The organism is Arthrobacter sp. ISL-85, assembly GCF_018613675.1.
In the GTDB taxonomy this organism is placed as follows: Bacteria; Actinomycetota; Actinomycetes; order Actinomycetales; family Micrococcaceae; genus Arthrobacter.
In genome coordinates this window covers 1-23813 of the sequence record NZ_JAGGPQ010000034.1, presented here as the reverse complement: position 1 = coordinate 23813, position 23813 = coordinate 1, and the positions used below count along the sequence as shown (strand labels likewise).

Genomic DNA, 23813 nt, shown 5'->3' with positions numbered 1-23813 from the left:
TAAGCGAGTTAGATCACATTCATGAATGACAGCGCTGTCGGAACATCCTCCAAAGAAGCATCGAAACAGGCGTTGCCCCGACTTGCGGACGTCGCAGCTCATGCCGGGGTTTCGTCCAAGACGGTGTCCCGCGTCGTAAACAACGAAGCGAATGTGCGGCCACAAGTCCGGGCCCAGGTCCTTCGTTCGGTGGCGGCCTTGGGGTATCGCCCGAACGCAGCCGCTCGCGCCCTAGTTACGCAACGGACCCATCAGATCGGACTAGTCGCAACCGCGAGCTCGCTTTACGGTCCGACCGCGGGGTTGTTCAGCCTGGAGCAGGCCGCTTGGAAGGCTGGCTACGGCCTGACACTCACCACGGTCAGAGAGGCATCCGAGGCGCAACTTGAAGAAGCCATCCATTACCTGATGGTGCGTGGCGTCGAGGGAGTGATCGTTTCCGGCGTGGCGGGAATTCTCCATCTCGAAACGTCGGCCCTGGCCGAGATGCCTCTGGTCAGCACCAGCCCCATTACGACGGAGTCGGTAAAGCACGTGCTGGTCGACTCTGATCAGGTAGCTGGCACAAGAGCTGCCGTGCGCCATCTTTACGATTCTGGGCACCGTCGGATTGCGCACCTCGCTGGCCCGTTGAGCTGGGACTCGGCAGCCAGGCGCCGCGACGGATGGCTGCTAGAGCTGGAGGACCTGGGACTCCACCCTGGACCCCTCCTTGTGGGTGACTGGTCCCCCAAGTCGGGATATGAAGCGGCGCTCACCCTCGATCCAACAACTGCGACTGCAATCGTAGTCGCGAACGACCACATGGCGATGGGCGCTATCCGCGCCTTCACCGAGCAGGGCCTCCACATCCCGGATGACATGTCAGTGGCCGGCTTCGACGACGTCCCCGAGGCTGCCTATCAGATGGTTCCCCTTACGACGGTTCGCCAAAACTTTTCATCCGTCGCCGAGCGTTCCGTCCGCGAATTGATTCACTTGATTGAAGGACGCGCGGCGGAAAAGACGAGCATTCATCTTCCTACTGAGCTGATCGTGCGGGCATCCACGGCACCTTGTCTCGGCAACCCGCGCTGAGTGATCAGCTTCTTAAACTCCCGTAAGAACGAACATCATCCACGTTCCCCGGCGCAGCGGCGCGCCGACCTTACGGGCGAATTGCCGCATCCACATCACCTCCCATTCGAAAGCAGAAGCCATGTCACGAGATATTTCACGTCGCTCCATCCTGGCCGCGTTTCCTCTTGCTGCCTTAAGTGTTAGCGCTCTCACTGCCTGTGGCGGCGGGACGTCCTCGGCGTCGGGCGGCGCCTCCTCCCCCGTCTCGCAGGCTGATATTGACGCGGCCATGAAAAAGGACACCAAGCTGACTTTCTGGACATGGGTGCCAGACATCCAGAAAGAAGTCGACTTGTTCCAAGCCAAGTACCCTGCCATGAAGGTCGAGGTGGTGAACGTCGGCCAGGGCGGGGCCCACTACCAGAAGCTCCGGGCGGCAATCCAGGCCGGAAAGGGAGCCCCGGATGTGGTGCAGATGGAGTTCGACAAACTGCCATCGTTCACCCTTACGGACAACCTCCTGGACCTCACGGCTTACGGTATTGGCGACTTGAAGTCCGACTACCCGGCCTGGGTTTGGGACGGGGTGTCGCCCGGTGGCAAGGGTATCTACGGAGTACCGCAGGACACAGGCCCGATGGGCATGCTGTACCGCGAAGACCTGTTCACGGCCGCCGGACTCACCGTCCCCAAAACGTGGGACGACTTCGCGGCCGCGGTCTCCACATATCGGGGCAAGAACCCCTCAAGCATGCTTGTCAACTGGGCCCCCAGCTCGGAAGCGAACATGCTCGGTCTCTTCTGGCAGGCCGGCGGCCGACCCTTCTCCTACGACGGAACCAAGAACGTCAAGATCAACCTCACCGGAGACGCCGCCTGCAAGAAGGTCACCTCCTTCTGGAACGATCTCTTCCGGTCCGGGAACATAGGGAACGAACCCGACTTCGCCGACGCCTGGTACCAGGGCCTGAACAGCGGAAAGTACGCGTCGTGGCTGACAGGTGCATGGGGGCCGGTCTTCCTCCAAGGAACAGCAAAGAGCACGGCTGGCAAATGGCGTGCCGCACCACTGCCCCAGTGGGACCCCTCCAAGCCGGCCAGCGGCAACTACGGCGGTTCCACCGACGCCGTCCTGAAGTCCAGCGAGAACCCCATTGCCGCGGCAATGCTGGCCCGCTTCGTCAATACCGATGACAAGGCCGCGCTGACCCTTGCCAACGAACAGTTCCTCTTCCCGCCATCGACGAAAACCCTCAAGAACCCCGCTTTCGCTGACGCCCCGTCAAGCTTTTATGGTGGCCAGAAGGTCAACCAGCAGTTCACCGACATCTCCTCGACTGTCCAGGAGGGCTTCCAGTTCCTGCCCTTCAACGACTACGCCGCCAGCAGCTACGACAAGACCATGGGCAAAGCCATCGGTGACCGCGGGGATCTCAACGCCGCATTGTCGGCCTGGCAGGATGACCTGGTGCAGTACGCCAAGGGACAGGGCTTCACCGTTGCAAGCTGAGACTTCTTCCCGACAAGCACAGCGGACCCCGCCCAGGAAGACAGCGAACATCGCGCGGCGGCGCCAGTACGTGGCGGCCTATGCATTGTCCATGCCGTTTATGATCGCCTTCACATTGATGATTGCTGTACCTCTCGCCTACGCCGGCTATCTCTCCCTCTTCAAGAAGCAGCTCATCGGCGGCGTCTCATTTGTCGGGATGGACAACTACGCGCGTGCCCTGACCGACGCATCGTTCCTCGGTGGGGTCGGCCGTATGGCCCTCTTCCTTGTCATCCAGGTTCCGGTCATGCTTGGCCTGTCTCTACTCTTCGCCCTCATTCTGGACAGCGGAATGCTGCGCCTGCAAAAGTTCATCCGTCTTGGCGTGTTCCTGCCGTACGCAATCCCAAGCGTGATCGCCACCTTAATGTGGGGCTACCTGTACGGAAAAGACTTCGGCCCGTTCGCACAACTGGCCAAGTCACTTGGGCTTCCGGCGCCCGACTTCCTCGCCGGGGGCAACGTCCTCTTCTCGATCATGAACATCGTGACCTGGGGATTCGTCGGCTACAACATGATCGTTATGTACGCGGCCCTCAGGTCCATACCCGCCGAACTGTACGAGGCGGCGCGGGTCGACGGGGCTGGCGAATGGAGGGTGGCATGGTCAATCAAGATACCCGCCATCAAAGGCGCCTTGTTGCTGACCACAATCTTCTCTGTCATCGGGTCATTCCAGCTCTTCAACGAACCGAACCTCCTGCGCGTCATCGCCCCAGCAGCCATTGGTCAGGACTACACACCGAACATGTACGCCTTTCAGCTCTCCTTCGTCAACCAGGACGCCAACTACGCCGCGGCCATTGCCTTCCTTCTCGGGATCGTCATCATGGCCGTCAGCTATGGCGTCCAGCTGACCGCAAACAGAAAGGAAAAGGCATCGTGACCGCCACAGTCGCTGACCGCCTCACACTAGGAAGCCAGGCCACAACGCCACCGCGGCGCAAACGTTCGGGCCGCAGCACGCTTCTCACCGTTGCCATGCTGCTGTGCCTTGTCTATTTCCTCCTGCCTATCTTCTGGCTCATCGTTGCCTCCACCAAGGCAAACGAGGACTTGTTCAGCAGCTTCGGTCTCTGGTTCTCGAACATGAACCTGGCCGAGAATCTGAACAACGTTTTCACCTTCCAGAACGGCGTCTTCGTCCATTGGATGGTCAACAGCATCATCTACGCCGTCGTTAGTGGCCTGGGCGCGTCAGTCCTAGCCACCGCTGCTGGCTACGCCTTCGCAAAATACAGGTTCCCTGGCGGGAACGCGATGTTCACCGTAGTGCTGGGCGCAGTGATGATCCCGTTGACGGCCCTGGCCATCCCCACGTATCTGCTTTTCGCTGGCGCGAACCTGACCAACACTCCCTGGGCAGTGATCCTGCCCTCGTTGGTGAGCCCCTTCGGCGTGTACCTCATGAGGGTCTACGCAGCCGACGCAGTCCCGGACTCACTCATCGAAGCGGCACGCGTCGACGGCGCCAGCGAAATGCGCATCTTCCTTCAAATCGTTCTTCGGCTCCTCGTACCCGGCTCCATCACAGTGCTGCTTTTCGCGCTCGTGGCGTCCTGGAACAACTACTTCCTGCCCCTCATCATGCTCAACAGTCCCGAACTGTTCCCGCTTCCGGTCGGCCTTGCCCAATGGCAGGCGGCATCAGCAGCAGGGTCTGGCTCCCAGGCACTGTTCTCCACGGTCATCACCGGGTCACTGGTATCGGTGCTACCCCTCATGGCCGCGTTCCTGTTCCTCCAGCGCTACTGGCAGTCCGGCCTCGGCACCGGTGCCGTCAAAGCTTGACCCCACCCTTCCCACAACGAAAGTACGAATTCATGTCTGAACGACCCCGCAAAGTGCTCTTCGGCGCCGCCTACTACCACGAATACCAACCCTCCCCCCGCCTTGAGCAGGATCTCGATCTCATGGCAGCGGCCAACATGACCGTCATCCGCGTCGGCGAATCCACCTGGTCCCAGTGGGAGCCCGAGGACGGCAAATTTGACCTGGAATGGATGACCCCGGTCCTGGACGGCGCCCACAAACGCGGCATCTCCGTGATCCTGGGCACCCCGACCTACGCCATTCCCATGTGGCTCGCCCGCCGCTACCCGGAAATCGCCGGAGAGCCGAAAACCGGCCAGCCCCTGGGATGGGGAGCCCGCCAGGAAGTGGACTACACCCACCCGGCCTTCAAATTCCACGCCGAACGCATCATCCGCAAAATCGTCCAACGCTTCGCAACCCACCCAGCCGTGATCGGCTACCAAGTCGATAACGAGCCGGGCCTGCTCGCCTTCCACAATCGCGGCGTCTTCCAGCGCTTCACGGACGAACTTAGGCACCAGTACGGAACAGTGGAGAACCTCAACAAGGAATGGGGCCTGGTTTACTGGTCCCATCAGCTCTCCACCTGGGCCGACCTCTGGACACCGGACAACAACGCCCAGCCGCAATACGACCTCGCCTGGCGCCGTTTCCAGGCCCGGCTCACCACCGAATTCCTTCAATGGCAGGCCGCTCTCGTCCGGGAATACTCCACCCCCGAGCAGTTCGTCACCACCTGCATCGCCTACGACCGGCCTTCCCAGCACGACCAGGACATGACCCGGGATTTCGACGTCACTGCAGGCAACCCTTACTACGCCATGCAGGACGCTTTCGCCATCCCGCCGTCCAGCAGCACACCCCAGGGGTGGGCAACCAGCGGCGCCTGGACGCTCTTCCAAAGCGGTGACCGTATGTACTCATCCAAACAGGCACCGTTCCTGGTCACCGAAACCAATGCAGGAGCCATCGGCGGATCAGCCATGCAATATCCGGCGTTTGATGGACAATGGCGGCAGGCCGCATACGCGTTCATCTCCCGCGGCGCCGAGATGATCGAATACTGGCATTGGGCGACCAACCACTACGGCACAGAAACCTATTGGGTTGGTGTCCTCCCGCACGACCAGAAACCCGGACGCGTCTACCATGAGCTGGCGCAACTCGGGGCGGAACTCAAGACGGCCGACAAAGCACTGGTCGGCCTCACCCCGGACGCAAGCATAGGGATGATCTACTCGAACGACTCCAAATGGGGCCTGGCAGGCCAGCCCTGTTTCCTGTCCGAGGCGCCAATGACAGGAGACGAACGCTCCTATCAGAAGATTTTCGAAGCCTTCTACCAAGGTGCCTTCCGGGCGGGAGCCCCCGTCCGGATCCTGCATGACCGCCAGATCACCGGCAATGCGGGCCAGAGGCTGGATCCTGCCCAAGTAGCCAGGGAACTGCCCGTCTTGATCGCCGCCGGCCTGTACATCGCCGATGACGAACTGCTGGACTGGCTCCGGGCCTACGCGGAAGCTGGCGGACACCTCGTACTGGGCATGCGCACCGCGTACGCAGACCACGAGGCACGGGCCCGGCTCGAAACCAAACCTTCCCGCCTCGCCAAACAAGCAGGAGTCAGCTACCAGGAATTCTCCCAGCTCACCGACCCGCTCGAACTGGAGGCAGCAGAAGGATTCCAGCTTTCGACGGGAAGCCTCGCGACCCGCTGGGTCGACTACCTCGAGCAGCACGATGGCACCGCCGTGGCCAGCTACATCCATCCGCAGTTCGGCCGCTACCCCGCCATCACAACCTCGCCGCCGCGGGCCGGGAGCGGCAGGATCACCACGATCGGCACGCTTCCAAATACCGAACTGGCAGCAGACCTGATTCGCTGGCTCGCCCCGGACCACAACGCAGGCTGGGAAGACCTGCCCGAAGCGGTCACCGTACACTCGGCGACAAACGCCGACGGTCGCCGTCTACACTTCGTGCACAACTGGGGGTGGGAACCCGTCACGATTGCCGCGCCGGTTTTCGTGGACGACCTTCTCCACCCCGAGCAGAACAATTTCACCAAGATTGAGCTCGCGGCCTGGGACGTGCGAGTCCTAATCGAAACTTCCAAGCAGGAAGCCGATAGCTAACTGGCTGGAGCGCAGGGAGGAGGGCGGGACACTCCGGTCCTCCTCCCTACCTTCCCGTCCGCCTTCGAAGCTGGCGCCACGACAGGGCCGCAGGATGAATGGGGTCAGACTCTGGCTGACGGGCGAATCAACGACTCGCAACGACAGGGAAGTGCGCCTCGTAGCTCCACCTGGCAGGTCTCACGAACCGTCGCGTGGCTCCCATCCGCGGACCACCGTTTTACAGCCGCTCAACATCAAGAGCGCACACGGGAGACCAATTGCTAACTGCCGCACGCATGGCAGATGTCGCAGTGGCAGCAGGCGTCCCAGTGGCGACCGTTTTCAGTGTTCTCAACCACCGGTCATTGTCACTCCCGGTACGGGCAAGAAAGTACGGGAGGCGATACGCGCCCTGTAATATACGCGGTCCCACAGGTGGGACGTCGTTTGGAGGAAACCCAGCGGACAAAACCAGCCCAAACCTAACCCCGCCCCGGCGAGGGAGTGGGAAAGGCGCGAAATTCCAAAGACGAAATCGGCTGCTCACATCAACCCATATTGCACGGCCGATCATGCTACCCAAGTCCGCGCGGCACTTCAGGCCGCCGGGCCGGGGGAAAGGTATGCCTCGCTCTCGGATCTGGTGGTTGCCGCGACAATGGATGAAGTCAAGACCTCCCACTCCCCATTTAACCGGCGAAAAGCGCCGTGGCCTATGGCTTCACCGACAGCATTGATTACCAGCACATTGGCAATGACGTTTTGCCGTGGCAGAGACAAGACTTTTCTCGGCGCTTCGAAGAGCTGGTTTTTCCGTGGCGTACCTGGCGAGAAGCTCGTCGGTTAACAGATCCCGCAGACGGGCTGCCCTGGATCATCAAAGTCAACCAATTCGAGTGTCACTGCCGCTCTTCGACCTTGCCGTTACTGGTCCGCCGGGATCGCATCGCCCTTAGACACAAGCGGTCCCAGCATCAGGCTGCCCAGTCGGAATTCCTCGCCGCATTCCGCGCACGTCATCACCGGTTTCAGCTCAGCCCCGCAACTGTGCCGGTACGAGGCGCGGGGTGTCTCGTCGCGCATCCAGGTACTGCTCCACGCCGCGAGTGAAATCAGAATAGGAGCGACCTCGGCCCCAGAGGTTGTGAGGTGGTACTCATAGCGCGGGGGGCGCTCCGAATATTGGACGCGCTCAATAACGCCGTGGTCTTCCAAGGTCCGCAGTCGGCTTGTCAGGATGTCCCGGGAGGCGCCGGTATTACGGGCTATCTGGTCGAAACGATGAACGCCCAGGGACATCTCCCGAAGGGCCAGCAGCGCCCACCGCTCACCCAGCACCTCGAGCCCTGCTGCGATGAAGCACGCCCTGGGCGCATCCCTGGCTGTATCGGTTGGTGTCATGACTTCCCTGCTTTCAGTGCTTTCTACAAGCATACAAGTTAGTTGGAAAAACCAACCCAGTCCGCTAATCTGACTTTCGAGGGCTGCACAACCGGGTCGCCGCCTTGTCTGAGCTCAGGAGAATCCATGCCACAGCTGTCTGAGGCCGTCGTCCTTGTCACGGGTGCGAATGGAGGGCTGGGCCGCGAGTTCGTGGAACAGTCCCTGGCCAGGGGCGCCGCCAAAGTGTATGCGACGGCCCGACGTCCCCAGGAGTGGCACGATTCCCGGATCGTCCCTCTCACTCTCGATGTCACCAGCCCCGCCTCGATCCGGGCCGCCGTCGCGCAGGCTCCGGACGTCAGTGTCCTGATCAACAACGCCGGCATTTCCGTTGAATCCGACACTCTGGTGGGACTCTCCGAGGAGGAATTCCGTAGGGTCATGGAGACTAATTTCTTCGGGCCGGTCGCACTGACCCGGGCCTTCGCCCCGGCGCTCGCCGCCAACGGGACTTCAGCGGTCCTCAACATCCACTCGGTGCTCAGCTGGATCGCGCTCACCGGTGCCTACAGCGCATCAAAGGCCGCGCTGTGGTCGGCAACCAACTCTTTCCGGATGGAACTGGCCCCTCAAGGCACGCACGTTACCGGTGTCCACGTCGGCTACATCGACACCGCAATGACTCGAGGTATCGACGCCCCAAAAATATCTCCGGAGGAAGTCGTACGGAAGTCCTTCGATGGGCTCGAGCAGGCAGAGTACGAGGTCATCGTGGACGACACCACGGCAGGCGTGAAGCTTGGCCTCTCTGGTCCGATCACGGATCTCTACCCGGCGCTGGCCGGCAACGCCGCGGCGTCAGCCGGCAAAGCCTGATGACACCTTCAGAACTCAGAGAGATACATTCATGACAACCAACACCTCCGCCGAGCGCTCGGAGACCTTCACGTGGACGGATCCGGCGATCGCCCTCCAACAACTGCCACTACTATCCGGCATGGACTACTTATCCAGCCTCCGCGACGGCAGCATTGCGCCGCCACCGATCGCGTCCCTGATGAAATTCGATCTCACCGAAGCTACACACGGACACGTCGAATTCGAGTGCCGGCCGGGAGAAGCCCACTACAACCCCTTAGGTATGGTGCACGGCGGCCTGGCCTGCACACTCCTTGACACAGCCCTCGGCTGCGCAGCACACACCACCCTGGCAGTTGGCCTCGGCTATACCTCCATCGACCTGGCGGTGAAGTATCTGCGGCCCGTCACGCTCCGGAAGGGCGCCCTTCGAGCAGAGGGGTCAGTGGTAAAAACCGGTTCCCGGCTGATTTTCACCGAGGGCCGCCTGTGCGCCGCCGACGGTGAACTCCTCGCCACCGCCACAAGCACACTCCTCGTTTTTCCCCACCAACCGGATGCGCTGGCACCATGACACACAGTGCCACCGCTGTTGCCCTGGCACCCGCCACCCAGGAAGCTGTGCAGCCTCCAAACGCTAAGCCGGGTATGCATGAGTTGAGCCGGTTCGGCGTACCGTTGGGGCTCGCAGGACTGGGCGGCGGCTGGTCCTCCGCGAGGAGCTATCTCGGAGCCCCGGTCTGGCCGGAGGAAATTCTCTACGGAGCGGCTGCCGCCGTGTGGCTTGTCCTGACCGCCATGTACGTGTTCCGGGGCCTGCGACGGAAAGGAACATTCCGCTCTGATCTCAAGCACGAGGTGGCAGGGCCTTTCGCCTCCTTTATTCCACTGGTCGGGATCCTGCTTTCCTCCCACTACAGCCAGTACCTGCCGACCTGGGGCGCCTGGCTGTGTGGCGTGTTCATCGCAGCGCTGGCTATCGTCGCCGCACAGCTCTTCGCCCACTGGGTCACCGGTGGGGTATCAATGCAGTCCATCCACCCCGGCTACCTGCTGCCTGTCGTAGCTGGATCCTTCGTCGCCAGCATCGGCTTATCAATCATTCACGCCCATGATGCCGCCATAGCCACATTTGGGGCCGGCATGTTCTTTTGGCTTCTCGTTGGAACTGTCGTCACCGTCCGGCTCATGACCGGAGGCGAACTGGCACCAGCAGCCAAGCCCGGCCTGTCCGCATATCTGGCTGCGCCTGCAACAGCAAACATCGCCTGGATGGTGTCACACCCCGGCCCAATGGGGGCCGTGCAACTCGGCCTCACCGGCGTCCTGGCAATCATGACGCTACTGCAGGTCACACTCCTCGCCGAGTATCGGAAGCTCCCCTTTACATCAGGGTTCTGGGTGTTCACCTTTCCCGCCGGTGCAACCACCAACTACTCCATCCGTTGGCTGGCGGCAACCAACCCCCCGGGCTGGGAAATCTACTCCTGGTCGATACTCGGCCTCGCAACAGCCTTCACCCTCGCCATTGCCACCCGCACCGCGACCACCGCAATGCGCCCAGACATGGCGAGACGAATCGGACGAAGAGAAAAGGCGACTGATCATGATGAAGGCCGCAGAGTTCAAATTCCTGCCCGGAATTGAGGACACCTCAATTCGAGCTGTACGGCCGTGACGGCGAGGCCGTCTGCAGCGCCCGTGGTCAGTAGGGCGTCCACTTGGGCCTCGAAGCAGGAGGCACTCCACGTGGCATTAACCGACGTGGCCTTAACATCGAGGGTAACCACATGGTTGTTGAAGACAAAGTTGCCGGCCCCTTCCATCAGCCGGATGATGACCGAAGCTGCTGCGCGGGCTGGTTTTCCGCCCAGCCCGCGCAGGCGTGCTGTGGGTTCCTGTGGTCGTCTGGCGCGGTTGGGGGCCCGGTCAGTCGTCCTCGTGGTTGGTTGAACCGGCAGGGATGCCGGGCACCTCGTCAGGGCCGTAGATCTTGGCGTCACCGGGGTACGGGCTCTCCCATTTGTGGGTCTGGTACCAGGTCCAGCGGTTGAACAGGTTGGGGTCCGCGTAGTCTTCCTTCGCGCCGTTGCCTGTCAGATGCTGCTGCTCGGACCAGTCCTCCCACTTTTCGGCGGTTTCCTTCATCGGGGCGGGGACGGCGGCGGCTTGGGCTGCGGCGTCGTTTACCGCGGCGGCTGCCGCTCCGGTCTGGCCCAGGGTGTCGGGGCCGCAGGCGGGTGCGGTCTTGACCCCCTCCGTGAGCGGGACCTGGTTCGGGACCGCAGCGTATGGTGTCAGGTCGGCCTTGTTGGTGAAGGCGTCGAACATCGGCGTGGCGGCGGCCACCTTCTGGTTCAGCGGCTGGGCGCCGAGGATCTGTTCAATGGTCCGGACCATGTTGATCTGGGAGTAGTACGTGCTGACGGTCTTGCCGTGCGCCGCGTAGGGGCTGATGACCTGGACCGGGGCGCGGTGGCCGTCGACGTGGTCGGTGCCGTTCTGGCTGTCGTCCTCGGCGATGAAGATCGCGGAGTCCTTCCAGTACTGCGAGTGCGAAATCTCATCGACGATCTTGCCCACCGCGAGGTCGTTGTCGGCGACCTGCGCCTCCGGGTCGGCCGTGCCGCCGGTGTGGTCGCTGGAGAGCCATGTCATCTGGAAGTTCTTCGGCCCGTTCTTTTCGAAGTCCTGCTTCCAGGTCTCATAGCGGTAGATGTCCGGCACCGAGGTGTCGAAGGGCGCCGCGTTCGGGTCCGTGATGTCGTTGAGTGAGGGGATGGCCGAGCTGGCATGCATCTGCAGTGCCGGGGTGAAGAGCTGGGCCGGATCACCGCCGGCCATTGTGCTGGTAGCGGCGCAGTAATACTGCTGCCACGTCGCGCCGGCCGGCTTGCCCTCGTCGGAGTCGAACTCGCCGTAGTTCCTTGCCGTGTTGCCTGCTGCCTGGATCGCGGTCCAAAGGAAGCCTGAGCGCTGGTGGCCCAGGACGTCGTCCTCGGTATCGTAGGACCGTTTGTACTCGCCTGCGCTGGTCTCTGTGTAGGCCGGGTCGTCGCCCTGCATCATCCAGTTGTGCCCCTCGGCCGAGTTGGTGCCGATGTCATACGTGTTGTCGTACAAGCCGAACTGGCCGGCAAGGGCGTGCTGGTTCGGGGTGACTTTTGCCCCGAACTGGGCGAGGGAAGCGTCGCCGTTGCCCTGCTTCATGTCGCCGTAGACCTGGTCGTAAGTGCGGTTTTCCTTGACGATCAGGAAGACGTGCTTGATCGTCGAGGGCTCCCCAATCCGTTTGGGTACGGCGACCGCCGGGATCTTGGCGGCCTCTGCCGCCGTCGCTTCCTTCACCGAGTTGCCATTCCAGCCGTTCTGTTCGAACACCGTTTCTGTGGTCTTTTGGATCTCTTCGTCATTGGGCAGGGTGAATCTGGTGAGCGAGGCCGTGGTGGAGTGGGTGCCGTGACCGGTCGCAGTTGTAGTGTTCGGGCCCTCGTTGATGGTCACCGCCGGGCCGCGCGCGTCGATGCCGCGGATGTTAGTGACAACAATCTGGCCGTTCACCGCGGTGACGTTCCCGGGGTAGTAGTCCGTGGGCAGCAGGCCGATGTAGCTGGCCGGGTCCTTCGGGTCCTGCTTGTTGACCTTGTAGACCGCGACCGCGTTGGCGCGGCCGAGCGAGATCAGCAGGTGGTCACCCTGCATGGTGATGGCGGTGGGTTCGTAGCCGATCTGGGAGGAAGCCCACGGCTGGGTGGCGATGGTCTGAAGGACCTTGTTGCTCGCCGTGTCCACGACCGAAACGGTGTCACTGTTGGTGTTCGCCACATACAGCGTGGACCCGTCCAGGAACATGGCGGTCGGGTGCAGCTGGACGTCGATCGAGGAAACTGCCGCCGCGGCGTTGGCCGTGTCGATGACGCTGAGCGTGCCCGTCGTCGAGGTGCCGAGGGTGGTGTCGGCCGGAACGTCCGTACCGTAGGAATTCATGGTCGGCTCCCCAGGGAGCGCCGGGCGGCCGCCCTCGTTGGAGACGTAAAGTCTGGTGCCGACGAACTTCAGCTGGCGCGGGGCGATACCCGTGCCGAAAGTCTGCTTGATTGTGCCGGCGACGGGGTCGATGGCGACGACGGTGTTCTGGCCGTTCACGGCAGCGTAGAGGGTCGACCCGTCGGGGGAAAACGCCATGCCGGCGGTCAGGGCTTGTTTGTCCCCTGCGTTCGGGATGTTGATTTTCGTGCCCCCGCCGAGGGAGCCGTCAGGGTTGAAGGGGTAGCGGACGATCCCGGTCGCAATTGGCTCGTAGAGGAACTTGCCGTCGGGCGAAAAGACGGGGCCGTCCTGGCCCACGGAACCATCGGTGATGTGCTGGTAGGCCATGTTGGCGTAGCCGGCGTTTCCTGCCGCGGCGGTGAAGGAGGTGGCCGCCAGAGTGCCTGCCGCGGCTACGGGCTTGTACGTGGTGAGGTCGAAGACCTGCAAATCGACGGAGCGGTCAGTGCTCGTCCCGACGAGGTAGCGGCCATCCGGACTGACGCTCGAGCCCATGATCTTGCCGAAGGGCGTCATCAGCCGGTCACCTATGGGCTTGATGACCTGGTTCGAGGAGACCTGCTCCCCCTTGTCGTCCTCGGAGCCGACCTGTTGCTGGCCAAAGGCAATGGTGGAGGCGGCGGCGATGCCCGCGCCACCCAGGACGGCGAGGGTGCAGCTGGCGGCAACAATCGCAAGTGGCTTACGGCCCCGGGTATACCGGGGCAGCTTTCCCGGCCCGAAGCCACTTAATTGGTGCCCGCTGGTGGATGTACTGACGGATTTGGAAGGTCTTTTCACGCATACGAACCTACGGAGCGCAGCTTAAATCCAGGTGACGGTTTTGGTTACTTCAGGCAACGATTCAACGCCTAGGGCGTGCCACTGTGCTGTTCGCGAAGGCTGTCATCTCGTGTTCATGAACCCGTCCCCGGTGGTTTAACGACCAGTTAGTAGCAATTGGAGAGCGCGCTTTACAAGCCACCCCCTTCACGCACGAAAGACTGGATCCCTCCATGCCTCATCTCCAGGCATAACGCAGGTTCACCCGCAAAGGCGCCTGGGCCACCGGCGCAGCCGTCCTCGCAGCTTCGTCAGTGGCGGCCGGACTGGCGGGCTCCGGCACCATCGCAACCATCACCCACAACGGGCATGGCAATGCCGGCGGCTAATCGTGCCTTGCCGCCCTGCCCTGGGCAGCCCTAAGCCACAACAACACGACACGCGCTGTCCGGCATACCGCCTGGCAGTGCGTGTCCGCTTATCCCACCGGCAGCAGATGAAATTCTGTGCGGTAATGGCCCCGCGCATCTGCCACGATCGCGGGGAACATCCGGACATGGGTATCCGAACGCCCGGTGAACAGTTCCCTAAAGCGGGCTAAACGTCGGTGTGGGGGTTCCAATTCCGCTCCCGCAGCGCCCTAGTGTCGGTAACCATGATCAACCCCAATCATCGCCATCGGCGCCCCGTTATCGCCGCGCTGGCCGTGTCCCTCCCCTTCGCGTTCCTCACCACAGCGGGCGCTTCGGACGCGGTGGCGCCGGCCCCGGACCGGCAGACTGCCGCACCATCGCAGCCTTCCCACTTGGATCTCGGCGCGCAGGACCTGCCCGAGACCCGGGATGTGACCACTCTGGCCCCGGGCCTGACCCGAACCACGATCACCCGCGGCACCCCTAACCAGGACTTCTTTTGGACCGCCGAAGTGGCGGTCCCGTCAGCGTCGCCCGACCCCGACGCCCCAGCCTCGGCTCTGTCCACCCAGGCGCAGGCACAGGCGGTGACCGACAAGCTCGATGCCGCAGGTGTTACCGCCAGGGTTGAGCACGTCCAGTCACCCCAGCTGGCTGATGCCGGCGGGGACCTCGGCCACCGGGTGCGTGTGGGCCAGTTCGGGTCCAAGGCCGACGGCTCCCCCACCCTCGATCAGATCAAAGCCGCCGGCTACAAAGCATCGGTGATTTACACCGGCTGGGATGGCGACGCCGGCTCCAGCGACGATGACCGCGGTCCTTGGATCCTGCAGGTGCTGACCATTGACCCGAAGGACTTCCGCGGCAGTCTCACCTCTTCCTTCGGCCCCAGCCTGGAAAACCGCGAAACCACAAGCCAGCTTTCCGCCGCAGCCGGCGCCCTGGCAGCCGTGAACGGCGGCTTCTTCACCATGGACCCAGCAGCAGGCGCCCCGGGGGACCCCGCCGGAACCGCAGTGCACGATGGGAAGGTCCTCAGCGAACCCGTCGGCGACCGCCCCTCCCTGGTTCTCGATAAGAACAGCACCTCCATCCAGCGGCTGCACTGGCACGGCACCGTCTCCGCACCAGGCTCGGCAGAACTCCCCCTGGACGGGATTGACCGCGTGCCCGGGCTCATCCGCAACTGCGGCGGCACCGACGACACCCCAACGAATCTGCCGCTGCACGACTTCACCTGCACCGACGCTGACGAAATCGTCGCCTTCACCCCCGAGTTCGGCCCCACGACCCCGGCCGGGCCCGGACTCGAAGTGGCCTTGGACGCTCAAGGGACCGTCACCGCGGTCAACCACACCCGCGGCACCGCGGTCCCTGCGGGAGGGCGCACCCTCCAGGCCATCGGAGAGGACACCGACAAGCTCGCGGCGCTGGCCGTCCCGGGCTCCAAGCTGAAGGTCGACACTGATCTGCTCAATGAAAAAGGCAAGACCCTGAAGAGCAGCCCTACTACCGACGTCGTCAATGGCGGCCCAACCCTAATCCAGAACGGCCAGCTGGACGTCACGGCCAAGCGCGACGGTATGGTCCGGACCAACGACAGCAACAGCTTCTTCTACGGGTGGGTCCACAAGCGCAACCCCCGCACCTTCGCGGGTGTCGACGCCCAGGGCCGCACCCTGTTGGTCACCGCCGACGGACGCCAAACCACGTCCCTTGGCCTGAGCCTGAACGAAGAAGCACACGTTGCCCGCTCTCTCGGCATGGTCAACGCCATCAATCTGGACGGCGGCGGATCCACCACCATGGTTCAGAACGGCCAGGTCGTCAACTCCCCGTCGGATGCCACGGGCGAACGCCCCGTCGGCGATGCGCTCCTGCTGCTGCCGGGCCGAAAAGACTAGGCGCACGGGAAACCCGGCTTCTGGCGGCGCCCGTCGGGAGCCGGGCACTTCGATGCCTGAACAGTGGCACGTAACCAGTCATACCCAAGGAAAGTCGCTGCCTCAACGGCTAGCAAAATCCCGCTAGCCAGGTAAGGGCTTCCTGCTCGTCCGCGAAATACCTGACGGGGCAATTAGGCCAAGCGAGTCCACGGAGGCTATGGGCGATAACCTTATCCACCGGTGAGCGGCCGAGAAGGGCAAAGGCAGCAACGGTGGACGCCTCACTGTAGCCCGCGACGGCTTCCTTGCTGACCGATTCGACACCGGTGATAACCAGGAGAACGCCCACAGGTTTTCCGTCCGCCAGGGCCAGCAGCCGGGTGCTCGCCAAAGTCCCATCGGCGGGGCTGATTCGTGACTGAGGCTGGAGAACTATCCGGAGGATACCTGGCCGAACGCAGGTAATGGCGACATGCGGGGTCGGCTCGTCCACGGTCGGCTCAACTTCCCCGATGCTGTCCCTATCGCTGAAGACCGCAGACGCCATGCCACTTGCTTTCACATTGCCAGCCGTGCAGCTAATGAAGTAACGGCTGTGCTCCCCTCGCCCGGCTTCTTCAGGCCTCCCGTCACGCTACGGGAAACACGCGGCAAGGTCGAGCACAAGACGCTGTGCCGGCACCGGTTACGCGTAGACACAACCGGGGCCGGCATCCAGAAGATGCCGGCCCCGGGTTTCATCGTCCGGCTGCTAGTTCTTTCCGAGGAAGATGGGATTGGTTAGTGCTGCCATGGGTCCGAGCAGCAGGGTTGCGCCCATGTTGGTGCCGTTGCTGGGCGTCCCGTCGGCCATGGGGTGGCGCACTTCGGCACGCACGTAGGCGGAGAGCTGTGTGGTGGTGATCCAGGTGTGGGTGCCCTTGCCGGAGGCCGGGAGGCTGACCTGCTGGGTCTGCCCCTCGTCGGTGATGATCCGGACGACGCCGTTGGGGACACCGCTGACGTTGATGCTGACCGTCACGGGGGTATCGGCTTTGACGTCGAGCCGCTCCCCCACGCCTGCCTTCTTGCCGCCTGCGGTGGCGGTGAAGTCCAGGGAGATGTTGGCGGATTCAGCGATCCAGGTGCGGCCGTTGCGGATACCGTCCAGGAGGGCGTCGTGAGAAAGGGCAGCGGCGTTGACGACGTTGTGCGGCAGGCCGATGACCTGCGGCTCACTGTGTGCGTCGCTGTTGCCCATCGCAGGGACCCAGCGGTCGCCGGTGCGCACCGAGTGGGCGAGCATCCCGTCCCACATGTTGATGGCGTACTCATCGTCCGCGGTCCACGGGCCCGTCCAGACCTCTACGGCGTCTGCGTCGTCATAGCCAAACTTCCAGCGGCACGCGACATACGGGCAGAACGGGTGGGCGGGCACGACCAGGGCGCCGGAGGCGTGGATGTGCTGTGCCTCCTGCTCGAACCCCTTGTCGCGGGCCCGGTAGCGCCAGTCGATCCAGTCCCCCGGTTCGATGCCGAGGGCCAGGTAGTGGCCGTTGCGCGTGGTGACTTCCTCACCCGTGAGGATGAGCAGGTCATCGCCCGCCAATGGACCCCAGACTCCGTGAGAGGCTGGGGTGTTGTGGTCAGTGCTGATCATGAAGTCCAGCTTCGCGGTCCTCGCGCCGGCGGCGACCTCCGCCGGGGTGCGCTTGCCGTCGGAGTAGATGGTGTGCAGGTGCGCGTCCCCCCGGTACCAGCCCGCACCCTTGCCGTTGACCTGTTTCGGCGGGTACTGGGGGCGGAACGGAGCGCCGTCGGGCCCGTAGTCCAGGGTGACGTTCACGGTGTAGTCCATGCCCTGTTCGGCCACCTGGTAGGGTCCCAGGGCGATGTTCCAGGTGCCCTTCCCGACCGGGCCGGGCAGGTAACCTGGGGTTGCTTCGGTTGCACTGATGAAGAACTCGGTCCGGAAACCGCCCGACCAGCCGCGAAACCCCTTGCCGGCGAGGTCGGTGCCCTTTTCGTCGAACACACCGATGTCACAGGAGTTGGACAGGAGCCCCGGCGTGACCGTGGGTTTGCTGTAGCTGTAGGACACGCTGATCTTGTTTACGCCCGCGGGAACCTCGACCGGCAGGTATACAAAGTCCGCCGCACCAGGATCCAGGTGCCCGGTGATGGTCTTGGTCCTACTGGTGCCCGTATCGGCAGCAGCGAAAGACATCGGCGCCAGCGTCACGGCAGCACCGGCCAGCGCGGCGGCGAGGAAACCCCGGCGGGAAGGGGACAGGAAAACATTTTCAGCCTCGTGGGCTTTACATGGTGAAGTCACCGCCCGAGTCTCACCATACGGACTGAACGGCAAGCGACGTGGTGGCGAACACGACCTGAACCGGAGCGATTAATTGGGAGCGGCGTTGCAGTTCACGCACCGCTGCGGGGTCTCAGCCGGCAGTCGACCGAGTACCCCGGCTGGCACGTGGCCTGTTAGCTCCCTCCCGGCTGCCCGGGCGGTCACCAAAGCGGACCCGGGGCGTAGATTGTGGGCATGAGAGAGAATTTTCGTCGCGACGTCCTCGCCGATCGGCTCCTGGACGCCGCAGAGTTCACCCACGCGCACTGGTTCTTCGGGAACCTTTACGAACTCCTTGCCAAAGTCCCGCACCGGGTGGCCGCATCGGAGGCAAGCCGTGAACTCTCCAGGTCCCCCTTTGGAGCAGGCAGCCCTGGCCGGTACTACGCCCCGGTCGCCCCGCTCAACGCCCCGGCCGCCATTGGCGCACTCGCGGCGGGGTGGAACCGTCCCGGGACTAGGGCATCACTGATTGTGGGGGCTGTAAGTTCGGCCATCGGCGCCGCTGCTACCGCGTATGTGCTCCGTTCCCTCAACCCGAGATTGTTCTTCAGCCCACAGCCTCTCAGGGAGGACCAGCGCCGGCCTTTGCTGACCCGGTGGTACCGAATCCACGCCGTTAGGCTCACAGCCAGCGCCGTTGCCCTGGTGGCCATCCATCACGCCCGGACCATCCGGCTCAGGGACCGCCGAATGGCTGCCGACACCCGGTGACGGTGGCCACGGCCGAACGTGCCTGACGTCGATTTCGCGCTGCGGCTGCTCGCCGTGGCCCGGAAGGTCTCCACCAGTGCCGAACTTCGACGAATACCAGGCCTTGACCTCGCTGATCCTCGGCACCAGTGAAGCCGCAGACCGGCAGGGCATTTGCACGTCCCTCACTCCGGTCTGTTACACCTACCGGACATAGCCGCTCAGCCCATGCCCTGACCTTCGCGGGCCACCTCCTCCAGAATCCTGGTTGTCGGGGCTGCCGTCATCAGTTTCCCCATCACATCGGGCTTATCCAGCACCTCGCTGTGCAGCCGTTCCAGAAAAACACTCGCTGCCTCCTTAGTATCGAAGTCAAGGTGCACGGCCACGCTGCTCTGGTCGTCCGTGTCCCGGAACAGGCGGACAGACCGGGCGCCCGAAGCTGCGCGGCCCGCCGGATCACTATCGAATACCTCTTTAAAAGCCGCGTAGTCACGGACTGGATAGCTGACCTGCAGAGTGAACATCGTCGTTCCTTTCCTTCTGGCTGTGTCAGGACCACAATAGGCCGGTCCACCGTCAGTCTGGTAGGGCCTGGAAGCCCTTCGCCCATCCACTACGCGTACTGGTGCCAGGCGGGGAGCGATCCGCGGCCGCCCATACACATAGGGCGGGGTCGGGGCTTCGCACCTCGTCCTTGGCGTGATCCGATTCGTTCATCGTCCCCGCCATCGTTTTGTTCTCCCCGTTGTAATTCCTCTTTGCGTTCTTCCTGGGCCTGGCGGCCCGAGCCCCCTGCCTGGCGGCCGTGAGCTCCGCGGCACGTTTTTCGCCACGGCTTGCATTTCGTTGTTCGTGCTTCGCCCCGCTCCGCGTCCGCGCTGCGCCGCCCGTCGTGGTTGTATCCCCGTCTCCCGCCTCGGTATTCTTTTGTGGTTCTGGCCGCTGCGCGGCCTGGGCCTTGGTCTTCCCGCTCCCCTGGGTCTTCGTCTTCGCTGCGCTCCGCCTGCGGCCCCGGCGTCGCTTCTTTCTCAGCGGAGCTCATGATGTTTCCCTGGAGCAACATGTTTTCCGGCTGGCATGAGCCGGCGGCATCGACACAAACCTCACAACCTTCACGCAGCGGGCAGGAGAACCTTCGCCTGCGCCGCGACCAACACCGGCCACGCCACCTTCCTGACCCGGCGCGAGAAGACCGGGCCCAACGGCTACCTGATCCTGCCGGCCGCCGCGCTCGGAACGAATGCCCCGCTGCACCTGGCCCACACTGTCGGTGCCCGCGCCGAGGAAGCGCAGATGCCCGACGATCGGGGCGACACCCGGCCATCGGAACGCTGAACTACAAGGTTTCCAAGTAATTCCCTGCCGGTAGCGATGTGAAGGAAGCCAAAGACCCGGAGTAGGCCAGGAAGTACTACGCCCTACTCACAGCGGGCCTTCCATTCGATGAACTCTTTGGAGAACCTGTGATGCAGGCCGGCGCGTGAAGTGCCAAAGGACCGTTGACGGCGCCGCGCGCGAAGCGTAAACCGGGGACTGTCAGTTCGATCGCGGGTCGCAATTTGCGTGCCTGCAAGTGCAAAGGAGCACGAAATGGCCGTCGCAATCATCATGGAATTCAAAGGTGCCACCCTGGCGCAATACAAAGAAGTCAACCAGAAAATGGGCCTCACCCCAGGCGGACCAGGCCCGGCAGGATCCATCTCCCACTGGGCCGCCGAGACGGACGGCAAGCTGCTCATCACCGACGTATGGGAATCCCGCGAACAATACGACAAGTTCGCTCAGGAGAAGATCGGGCCGCTAAGCATGGAGGCCGGCTTCCCCGCACCCCCGACAACCACGTACTACGAGGTCGCCAACTACTTCATCCCCAACACGGCCGTATGACGCAACACTGTCAGGCCGTCACGAAAGGAACCGAGAACGCCACGACAGGTATGATCCGCAAAGCCTCGACAGCGTTCCCGCCGTGGTCGCCCGAGCCATCGCAGGGTCAGCCGGGTTAACCCCAACGGCGATAGGTTACACCGCAGTTGTGATGGCCCTGGCCCTTTCCGTCCTCCTCGGCCTGCAGCTGCAGTCCCGCCGGCCTGCGACCAAAAACACCCCCTAGCCAGACCTTCAATCCAGCAATTCTTCGTTCAGCCCAGGCCCGACCGGCGCAAGCTGGGGGTTCTGCCTCCCCGGCTGCTTTCCCTTCAACTTCCCAGTGCGGCCAGGCTCCGCGCCAAGTACTGCGTCGCGGCCGACTCGGTTCCGACGGTGTGCTACCCCTCGACGGTTTCGGGTGTCATTCCGCGGCGCCCAGGAGCAGAATTGCCTTCAGAAGATTTCATCGCCAGCTATCCCCCGGGGACCGAGGACGGTACGCCATGAACACTGGGAAATTAAGGATTTCGCTGTTTTTGGCAGCGCTGCTGACAGGGACCGCCGGATGCGCTTCCGGCGGCGGGTCACCAGCCCCAACGTCGGCGCCGACCAGCGCATCCCCGAGCATGCCGATGGAATCGTCGTCCGCCACGCCCGCAACTACACAAGGGATGCCTGGCTCTGCGGCGACCGCCATCACCATAAAGGACTTTGCCTTTGGGGCTCCGATCACCGTATCTCCAGGCGCCACTGTGACGGTGACCAACGAGGACACGGCGGCGCATACCGTGACTGCGGATCAGGGCCAGGCGTTCGACGCCAAGGTCAAAGGCGGCGGGGGTACTGCCACTTTCACGGCTCCATCAAAGCCGGGGAGCTATGCGTTCCACTGCACATATCACCCGGACATGCACGGGACGCTGACGGTCAAGTGAGCGTTTAGAACATTCAGCAGTCTTTCGGGCGTGGGACAAAGCGTTCTCGCCCTGCAGGCGGCTCCGCATCCGTAAGCGAAGCCCAGTACATGCTCTCCTCGGAAGCCCGGTCCCTCGGGCTTTGGAAGATCGAGGCGCAGAATCTACGCCCACCGGCACGATCTACGCATCACATGTCGGGCCCTTAGCCCCTGCTTGGCGCCGGACGAGGAGCTCCTGGTTCCGGTGGTTTCCCGCGACCTTGGCGGGTCGATTGCAACGGCGGACTCGATCACCCTCGCGGAAGAACGGCACCTTCTTGTGGCTGTAGCCTCGGGACGAACAAGGTCGGCGGCATACAGGTCGAGATCCTTGGAGCTAGTGCTCGCTGGATGAGGGCCAGTTCGGCATTGGCGCATTGGCGACCGCTGGTCAGGGGCGCAGGCCGATTTGGCGTTCGGATGGCTAGGCGTCATAACGGGAGTCCGGGCATCCAGGGGTTAGGCACTCGAGTAACGCCAGTTTCCACTTCTCAGTTGACCCCGGGTCGGTTTCATCGTAGAGGCGCTGCCAGGTCGGGTACGCCGTCACAGAACGGACAGATGGCGGTGAAGCTCCGCCGTTCTTCCGCCGGGTATTCCCGATCGTCTTCCACCCATTAATGCTAGAGCGCAACGGCGGATGGCGGTCCAAGCGCTGTTCAACTACGCAGCCAGCAGGCAACCGGTTGACAGGAACCTGCGCCAGGCGGGAGTCAACGGGAGCGCTCATATCTCACGTCCAACACCAGCATCGCCGGGGTCCGGCCTGCGCCGCTGGAAGAGAAATGCCGTGACAGCGTACCCCGCGCCGAGAACCAACATGCTGGTAAACCATCCAGCCGTCAAGATGAGCTGGGTCGCTTTATCGCTGCTTTCGAACAGGGTGAGGGATTGCCCCGCAACGACGACTTTGCCCGAAACCTGCCGGGTGACGACGGCCATCCGCAGGGCAGGCTCCGGCTGCCAAGTCACGGCGTCCGCACCTGCGGTGCGCGTCGTATCCAGGACACCGACCGGCAGGTTCGGCGCTTCCCCGTGCAGAGTCACCGTGGTGAAGACCGGTTTGTTGTCCTCCCCGTAGACGATGATGAAGGTGCCGCTGTCCTTGGTCAGTTCCAAACGCGGACCGGGCGGGTACGAGTCGATCTGCTGAATCTGCGCCGCCGCAGCCGCCGCCGGCGCATCGTTGACCGCCTGTCGGCCAGTGTGCTGCAAGGTCAGGTACACAGTCCCGAAGACAATCGTGACGATGACGACGGCCACCAACCAGCCCGAAATTCTCTGCATACGACAATCATCCACCCCGCCGTGGACCGTGGACGGGCTTCTTATTGCCTGGGTGATCGTTGCCTTCTACTTTGGGTTTTCGTCGTTGGCGGTCTCTTCGATCCAGTCGATGGCTTCGTCAGGGAAGACTGGTCCCTCGGCTTCCATGCTGTCGCCCCACCATGGGTCGCCGGTTGGCGGACCACCGGCCGCAACAATTTCCGAAACAATGCCGCCAGGAATGACATCACCGTTGTTGTCCATCAACCATCGCTGCGTGGAGGGCTGAAGCTTTGGCCACCACTGTCGGATACTCATGCCCACAGTTTCCCACCCAGGAGTATCCCAGGGCCATCTCCCCTCCGGTCAAGGCATTGAGCGATCCTTCTTCAACCTCGTCTCCGCTGGCAGGAGCGTACCCGTTCCCCGAGGACACCTGACACCTGCCTGGCAACGAATCTGCGAAGCCGTCCGCCTCACCACCTGCAAACAAACAGCCAACACGGATTTGACGACTTTAGGAGCATCCCCGGATCAAGCAGCGGAGCGAGCCAGCGGACGCCCAGCTGGCTTTGAGCGCAGCGGACAACAGGACGAGGCAGCTGTGCACTGTCAGCGATGGTCGAAAACTGAGCCGTTTCGCGGGCTGAAAAGTGAGCCACTTTGACGCTGGTTATTCTGCCGTATTTTCCGGTCTTGTCGAGGGCAGCGAGTCGACCTGAGTGTGTTTGAGCCGGTAGCTGGAGCCCTTGAGGGTGATGACTTCGGCGTGGTGGACGATGCGGTCGATCATGGCC

22 protein-coding genes are annotated in these 23813 nt (G+C 63.0%); 14 read left to right on the top strand and 8 right to left on the bottom strand.

The genetic code is table 11. The annotated features are described in order from the left end of the window. Nucleotides 1–21 precede the first annotated feature (21 nt). The 6 genes from J7I84_RS20940 to J7I84_RS20915 all read left to right on the top strand — a co-directional run bounded on the left by J7I84_RS20940 (nt 22) and on the right by J7I84_RS20915 (nt 7390). The gene (locus tag J7I84_RS20940; protein ID WP_214946441.1) at nt 22–1077 is read left to right on the top strand and encodes a LacI family DNA-binding transcriptional regulator; all 1056 of its coding nucleotides are present in this window, start codon (nt 22–24) and stop codon (nt 1075–1077) included. Between the two features lie 121 nt (nt 1078–1198). Further along, nucleotides 1199–2569 carry an ABC transporter substrate-binding protein gene (locus tag J7I84_RS20935; RefSeq protein WP_214946440.1) on the top strand — a complete coding sequence of 457 codons (1371 nt, stop codon included), beginning with the start codon at nt 1199–1201 and terminating at the stop codon, nt 2567–2569. 91 nt (nt 2570–2660) lie between these two features. Continuing rightward, nucleotides 2661–3497 (top strand): carbohydrate ABC transporter permease, encoded by an 837-nt coding sequence (locus J7I84_RS20930; RefSeq protein WP_251046912.1) that lies wholly within the window; start codon nt 2661–2663, stop codon nt 3495–3497. Further along, nucleotides 3491–4402 carry a carbohydrate ABC transporter permease gene (locus tag J7I84_RS20925; protein WP_396020099.1) on the top strand — a complete coding sequence of 304 codons (912 nt, stop codon included), beginning with the start codon at nt 3491–3493 and terminating at the stop codon, nt 4400–4402. The genes J7I84_RS20930 and J7I84_RS20925 overlap by 7 nt, the downstream gene beginning before the upstream one ends. A 32-nt stretch (nt 4403–4434) precedes the next feature. After that, complete coding sequence (locus tag J7I84_RS20920; RefSeq protein ID WP_214946439.1) at nt 4435–6561, top strand: beta-galactosidase; 2127 nt, start codon at nt 4435–4437, stop codon at nt 6559–6561. 502 nt (nt 6562–7063) lie between these two features. Next, on the top strand, nt 7064–7390 hold the full coding sequence (locus tag J7I84_RS20915) for a ParB family protein (protein ID WP_214946472.1): 327 nt from the start codon (nt 7064–7066) through the stop codon (nt 7388–7390). A gap of 77 nt (nt 7391–7467) precedes the next feature. Here the strand turns inward: J7I84_RS20915 and J7I84_RS20910 are convergent, their stop codons facing one another. Further along, nucleotides 7468–7944 carry a helix-turn-helix domain-containing protein gene (locus tag J7I84_RS20910; protein WP_214946438.1) on the bottom strand — a complete coding sequence of 159 codons (477 nt, stop codon included), beginning with the start codon at nt 7942–7944 and terminating at the stop codon, nt 7468–7470. Between the two features lie 126 nt (nt 7945–8070). Here J7I84_RS20910 and J7I84_RS20905 point away from each other — a divergent pair, with 126 nt between their 5' ends. From J7I84_RS20905 to J7I84_RS20895, 3 genes are read left to right on the top strand one after another with little or no spacing between them, the layout of a single operon-like run. Continuing rightward, nucleotides 8071–8802 (top strand): SDR family oxidoreductase, encoded by a 732-nt coding sequence (locus tag J7I84_RS20905; protein WP_214946437.1) that lies wholly within the window; start codon nt 8071–8073, stop codon nt 8800–8802. Nucleotides 8803–8833: 31 nt separating this feature from the next. Beyond that, nucleotides 8834–9358, top strand: coding sequence for a PaaI family thioesterase (locus J7I84_RS20900; RefSeq protein ID WP_214946436.1), 525 nt, complete (start codon nt 8834–8836; stop codon nt 9356–9358). Then, complete coding sequence (locus J7I84_RS20895) at nt 9355–10431, top strand: TDT family transporter (protein ID WP_251046911.1); 1077 nt, start codon at nt 9355–9357, stop codon at nt 10429–10431. Before J7I84_RS20900 ends, J7I84_RS20895 begins: the two co-directional genes overlap by 4 nt. A gap of 282 nt (nt 10432–10713) precedes the next feature. On the opposite strand, the gene J7I84_RS20890 is transcribed toward J7I84_RS20895, so the two are convergent. After that, nucleotides 10714–13614, bottom strand: a complete 2901-nt coding sequence (locus J7I84_RS20890) for an alkaline phosphatase family protein (RefSeq protein ID WP_311381189.1) — start codon at nt 13612–13614, stop codon at nt 10714–10716. A gap of 637 nt (nt 13615–14251) precedes the next feature. Between J7I84_RS20890 and J7I84_RS20885 the strand changes: the two genes are divergently transcribed. After that, nucleotides 14252–15913 carry a phosphodiester glycosidase family protein gene (locus J7I84_RS20885; RefSeq protein ID WP_214946435.1) on the top strand — a complete coding sequence of 554 codons (1662 nt, stop codon included), beginning with the start codon at nt 14252–14254 and terminating at the stop codon, nt 15911–15913. A 109-nt stretch (nt 15914–16022) separates the two neighbouring features. Here J7I84_RS20885 and J7I84_RS20880 read toward each other — a convergent pair whose 3' ends face one another. Both J7I84_RS20880 and J7I84_RS20875 read right to left on the bottom strand, forming a co-directional pair. After that, the gene (locus J7I84_RS20880) at nt 16023–16442 is read right to left on the bottom strand and encodes an STAS/SEC14 domain-containing protein (protein ID WP_214946434.1); all 420 of its coding nucleotides are present in this window, start codon (nt 16440–16442) and stop codon (nt 16023–16025) included. Nucleotides 16443–16646: 204 nt separating this feature from the next. After that, a complete protein-coding gene (locus J7I84_RS20875; protein ID WP_214946433.1) occupies nt 16647–18209 on the bottom strand; it encodes a CehA/McbA family metallohydrolase in 1563 nt (520 codons plus the stop codon). Nucleotides 18210–18425: 216 nt separating this feature from the next. On the opposite strand from J7I84_RS20875, the gene J7I84_RS20870 reads away from it, so the two are divergent. Continuing rightward, nucleotides 18426–18944 (top strand): DUF1772 domain-containing protein, encoded by a 519-nt coding sequence (locus tag J7I84_RS20870; RefSeq protein WP_214946432.1) that lies wholly within the window; start codon nt 18426–18428, stop codon nt 18942–18944. A 200-nt stretch (nt 18945–19144) separates the two neighbouring features. Here the strand turns inward: J7I84_RS20870 and J7I84_RS20865 are convergent, their stop codons facing one another. Further along, nucleotides 19145–19450, bottom strand: a complete 306-nt coding sequence (locus J7I84_RS20865) for a hypothetical protein (RefSeq protein ID WP_214946431.1) — start codon at nt 19448–19450, stop codon at nt 19145–19147. A gap of 553 nt (nt 19451–20003) precedes the next feature. Between J7I84_RS20865 and J7I84_RS20860 the strand changes: the two genes are divergently transcribed. From J7I84_RS20860 to J7I84_RS20850, 3 genes are all read left to right on the top strand, one after another. Next, nucleotides 20004–20261 (top strand): hypothetical protein, encoded by a 258-nt coding sequence (locus tag J7I84_RS20860; protein WP_214946430.1) that lies wholly within the window; start codon nt 20004–20006, stop codon nt 20259–20261. Between the two features lie 255 nt (nt 20262–20516). Then, nucleotides 20517–20813 carry a hypothetical protein gene (locus J7I84_RS20855; RefSeq protein ID WP_214946429.1) on the top strand — a complete coding sequence of 99 codons (297 nt, stop codon included), beginning with the start codon at nt 20517–20519 and terminating at the stop codon, nt 20811–20813. A 653-nt stretch (nt 20814–21466) separates the two neighbouring features. Next, entirely contained in the window at nt 21467–21730 is a 264-nt protein-coding gene (locus J7I84_RS20850) for a cupredoxin domain-containing protein (protein WP_214946428.1), read from the top strand. 746 nt (nt 21731–22476) lie between these two features. Here the strand turns inward: J7I84_RS20850 and J7I84_RS20845 are convergent. The 3 genes from J7I84_RS20845 to J7I84_RS20835 all read right to left on the bottom strand — a co-directional run bounded on the left by J7I84_RS20845 (nt 22477) and on the right by J7I84_RS20835 (nt 23809). Beyond that, entirely contained in the window at nt 22477–23013 is a 537-nt protein-coding gene (locus J7I84_RS20845; RefSeq protein WP_214946427.1) for a hypothetical protein, read from the bottom strand. A gap of 90 nt (nt 23014–23103) precedes the next feature. Continuing rightward, nucleotides 23104–23334 carry a hypothetical protein gene (locus tag J7I84_RS20840; RefSeq protein WP_214946426.1) on the bottom strand — a complete coding sequence of 77 codons (231 nt, stop codon included), beginning with the start codon at nt 23332–23334 and terminating at the stop codon, nt 23104–23106. 355 nt (nt 23335–23689) lie between these two features. After that, nucleotides 23690–23809: an ATP-binding protein gene (locus J7I84_RS20835; protein WP_285291259.1), complete on the bottom strand. Its 120-nt coding sequence runs from the start codon at nt 23807–23809 to the stop codon at nt 23690–23692. Nucleotides 23810–23813 lie beyond the last annotated feature (4 nt).

Bases quoted from the DNA above. Each gene is read 5' to 3' on its own strand.
- J7I84_RS20905 (WP_214946437.1), top strand. From the start codon at position 8,071: ATGCCACAGCTGTCTGAGGCCGTCGTCCTTGTCACGGGTGCGAATGGA.
- J7I84_RS20840 (WP_214946426.1), bottom strand. From the start codon at position 23,334: ATGAGTATCCGACAGTGGTGGCCAAAGCTTCAGCCCTCCACGCAGCGA.
- J7I84_RS20940 (WP_214946441.1), top strand. From the start codon at position 22: ATGAATGACAGCGCTGTCGGAACATCCTCCAAAGAAGCATCGAAACAG.
- J7I84_RS20835 (WP_285291259.1), bottom strand. From the start codon at position 23,809: ATGATCGACCGCATCGTCCACCACGCCGAAGTCATCACCCTCAAGGGC.
- J7I84_RS20935 (WP_214946440.1), top strand. From the start codon at position 1,199: ATGTCACGAGATATTTCACGTCGCTCCATCCTGGCCGCGTTTCCTCTT.
- J7I84_RS20865 (WP_214946431.1), bottom strand. From the start codon at position 19,450: ATGTTCACTCTGCAGGTCAGCTATCCAGTCCGTGACTACGCGGCTTTT.
- J7I84_RS20850 (WP_214946428.1), top strand. From the start codon at position 21,467: ATGCCTGGCTCTGCGGCGACCGCCATCACCATAAAGGACTTTGCCTTT.
- J7I84_RS20880 (WP_214946434.1), bottom strand. From the start codon at position 16,442: ATGGCGTCTGCGGTCTTCAGCGATAGGGACAGCATCGGGGAAGTTGAG.
- J7I84_RS20885 (WP_214946435.1), top strand. From the start codon at position 14,252: ATGATCAACCCCAATCATCGCCATCGGCGCCCCGTTATCGCCGCGCTG.
- J7I84_RS20900 (WP_214946436.1), top strand. From the start codon at position 8,834: ATGACAACCAACACCTCCGCCGAGCGCTCGGAGACCTTCACGTGGACG.
- J7I84_RS20895 (WP_251046911.1), top strand. From the start codon at position 9,355: ATGACACACAGTGCCACCGCTGTTGCCCTGGCACCCGCCACCCAGGAA.
- J7I84_RS20930 (WP_251046912.1), top strand. From the start codon at position 2,661: ATGCCGTTTATGATCGCCTTCACATTGATGATTGCTGTACCTCTCGCC.
- J7I84_RS20920 (WP_214946439.1), top strand. From the start codon at position 4,435: ATGTCTGAACGACCCCGCAAAGTGCTCTTCGGCGCCGCCTACTACCAC.
- J7I84_RS20855 (WP_214946429.1), top strand. From the start codon at position 20,517: ATGGCCGTCGCAATCATCATGGAATTCAAAGGTGCCACCCTGGCGCAA.
- J7I84_RS20860 (WP_214946430.1), top strand. From the start codon at position 20,004: ATGAGCCGGCGGCATCGACACAAACCTCACAACCTTCACGCAGCGGGC.
- J7I84_RS20910 (WP_214946438.1), bottom strand. From the start codon at position 7,944: ATGACACCAACCGATACAGCCAGGGATGCGCCCAGGGCGTGCTTCATC.
- J7I84_RS20870 (WP_214946432.1), top strand. From the start codon at position 18,426: ATGAGAGAGAATTTTCGTCGCGACGTCCTCGCCGATCGGCTCCTGGAC.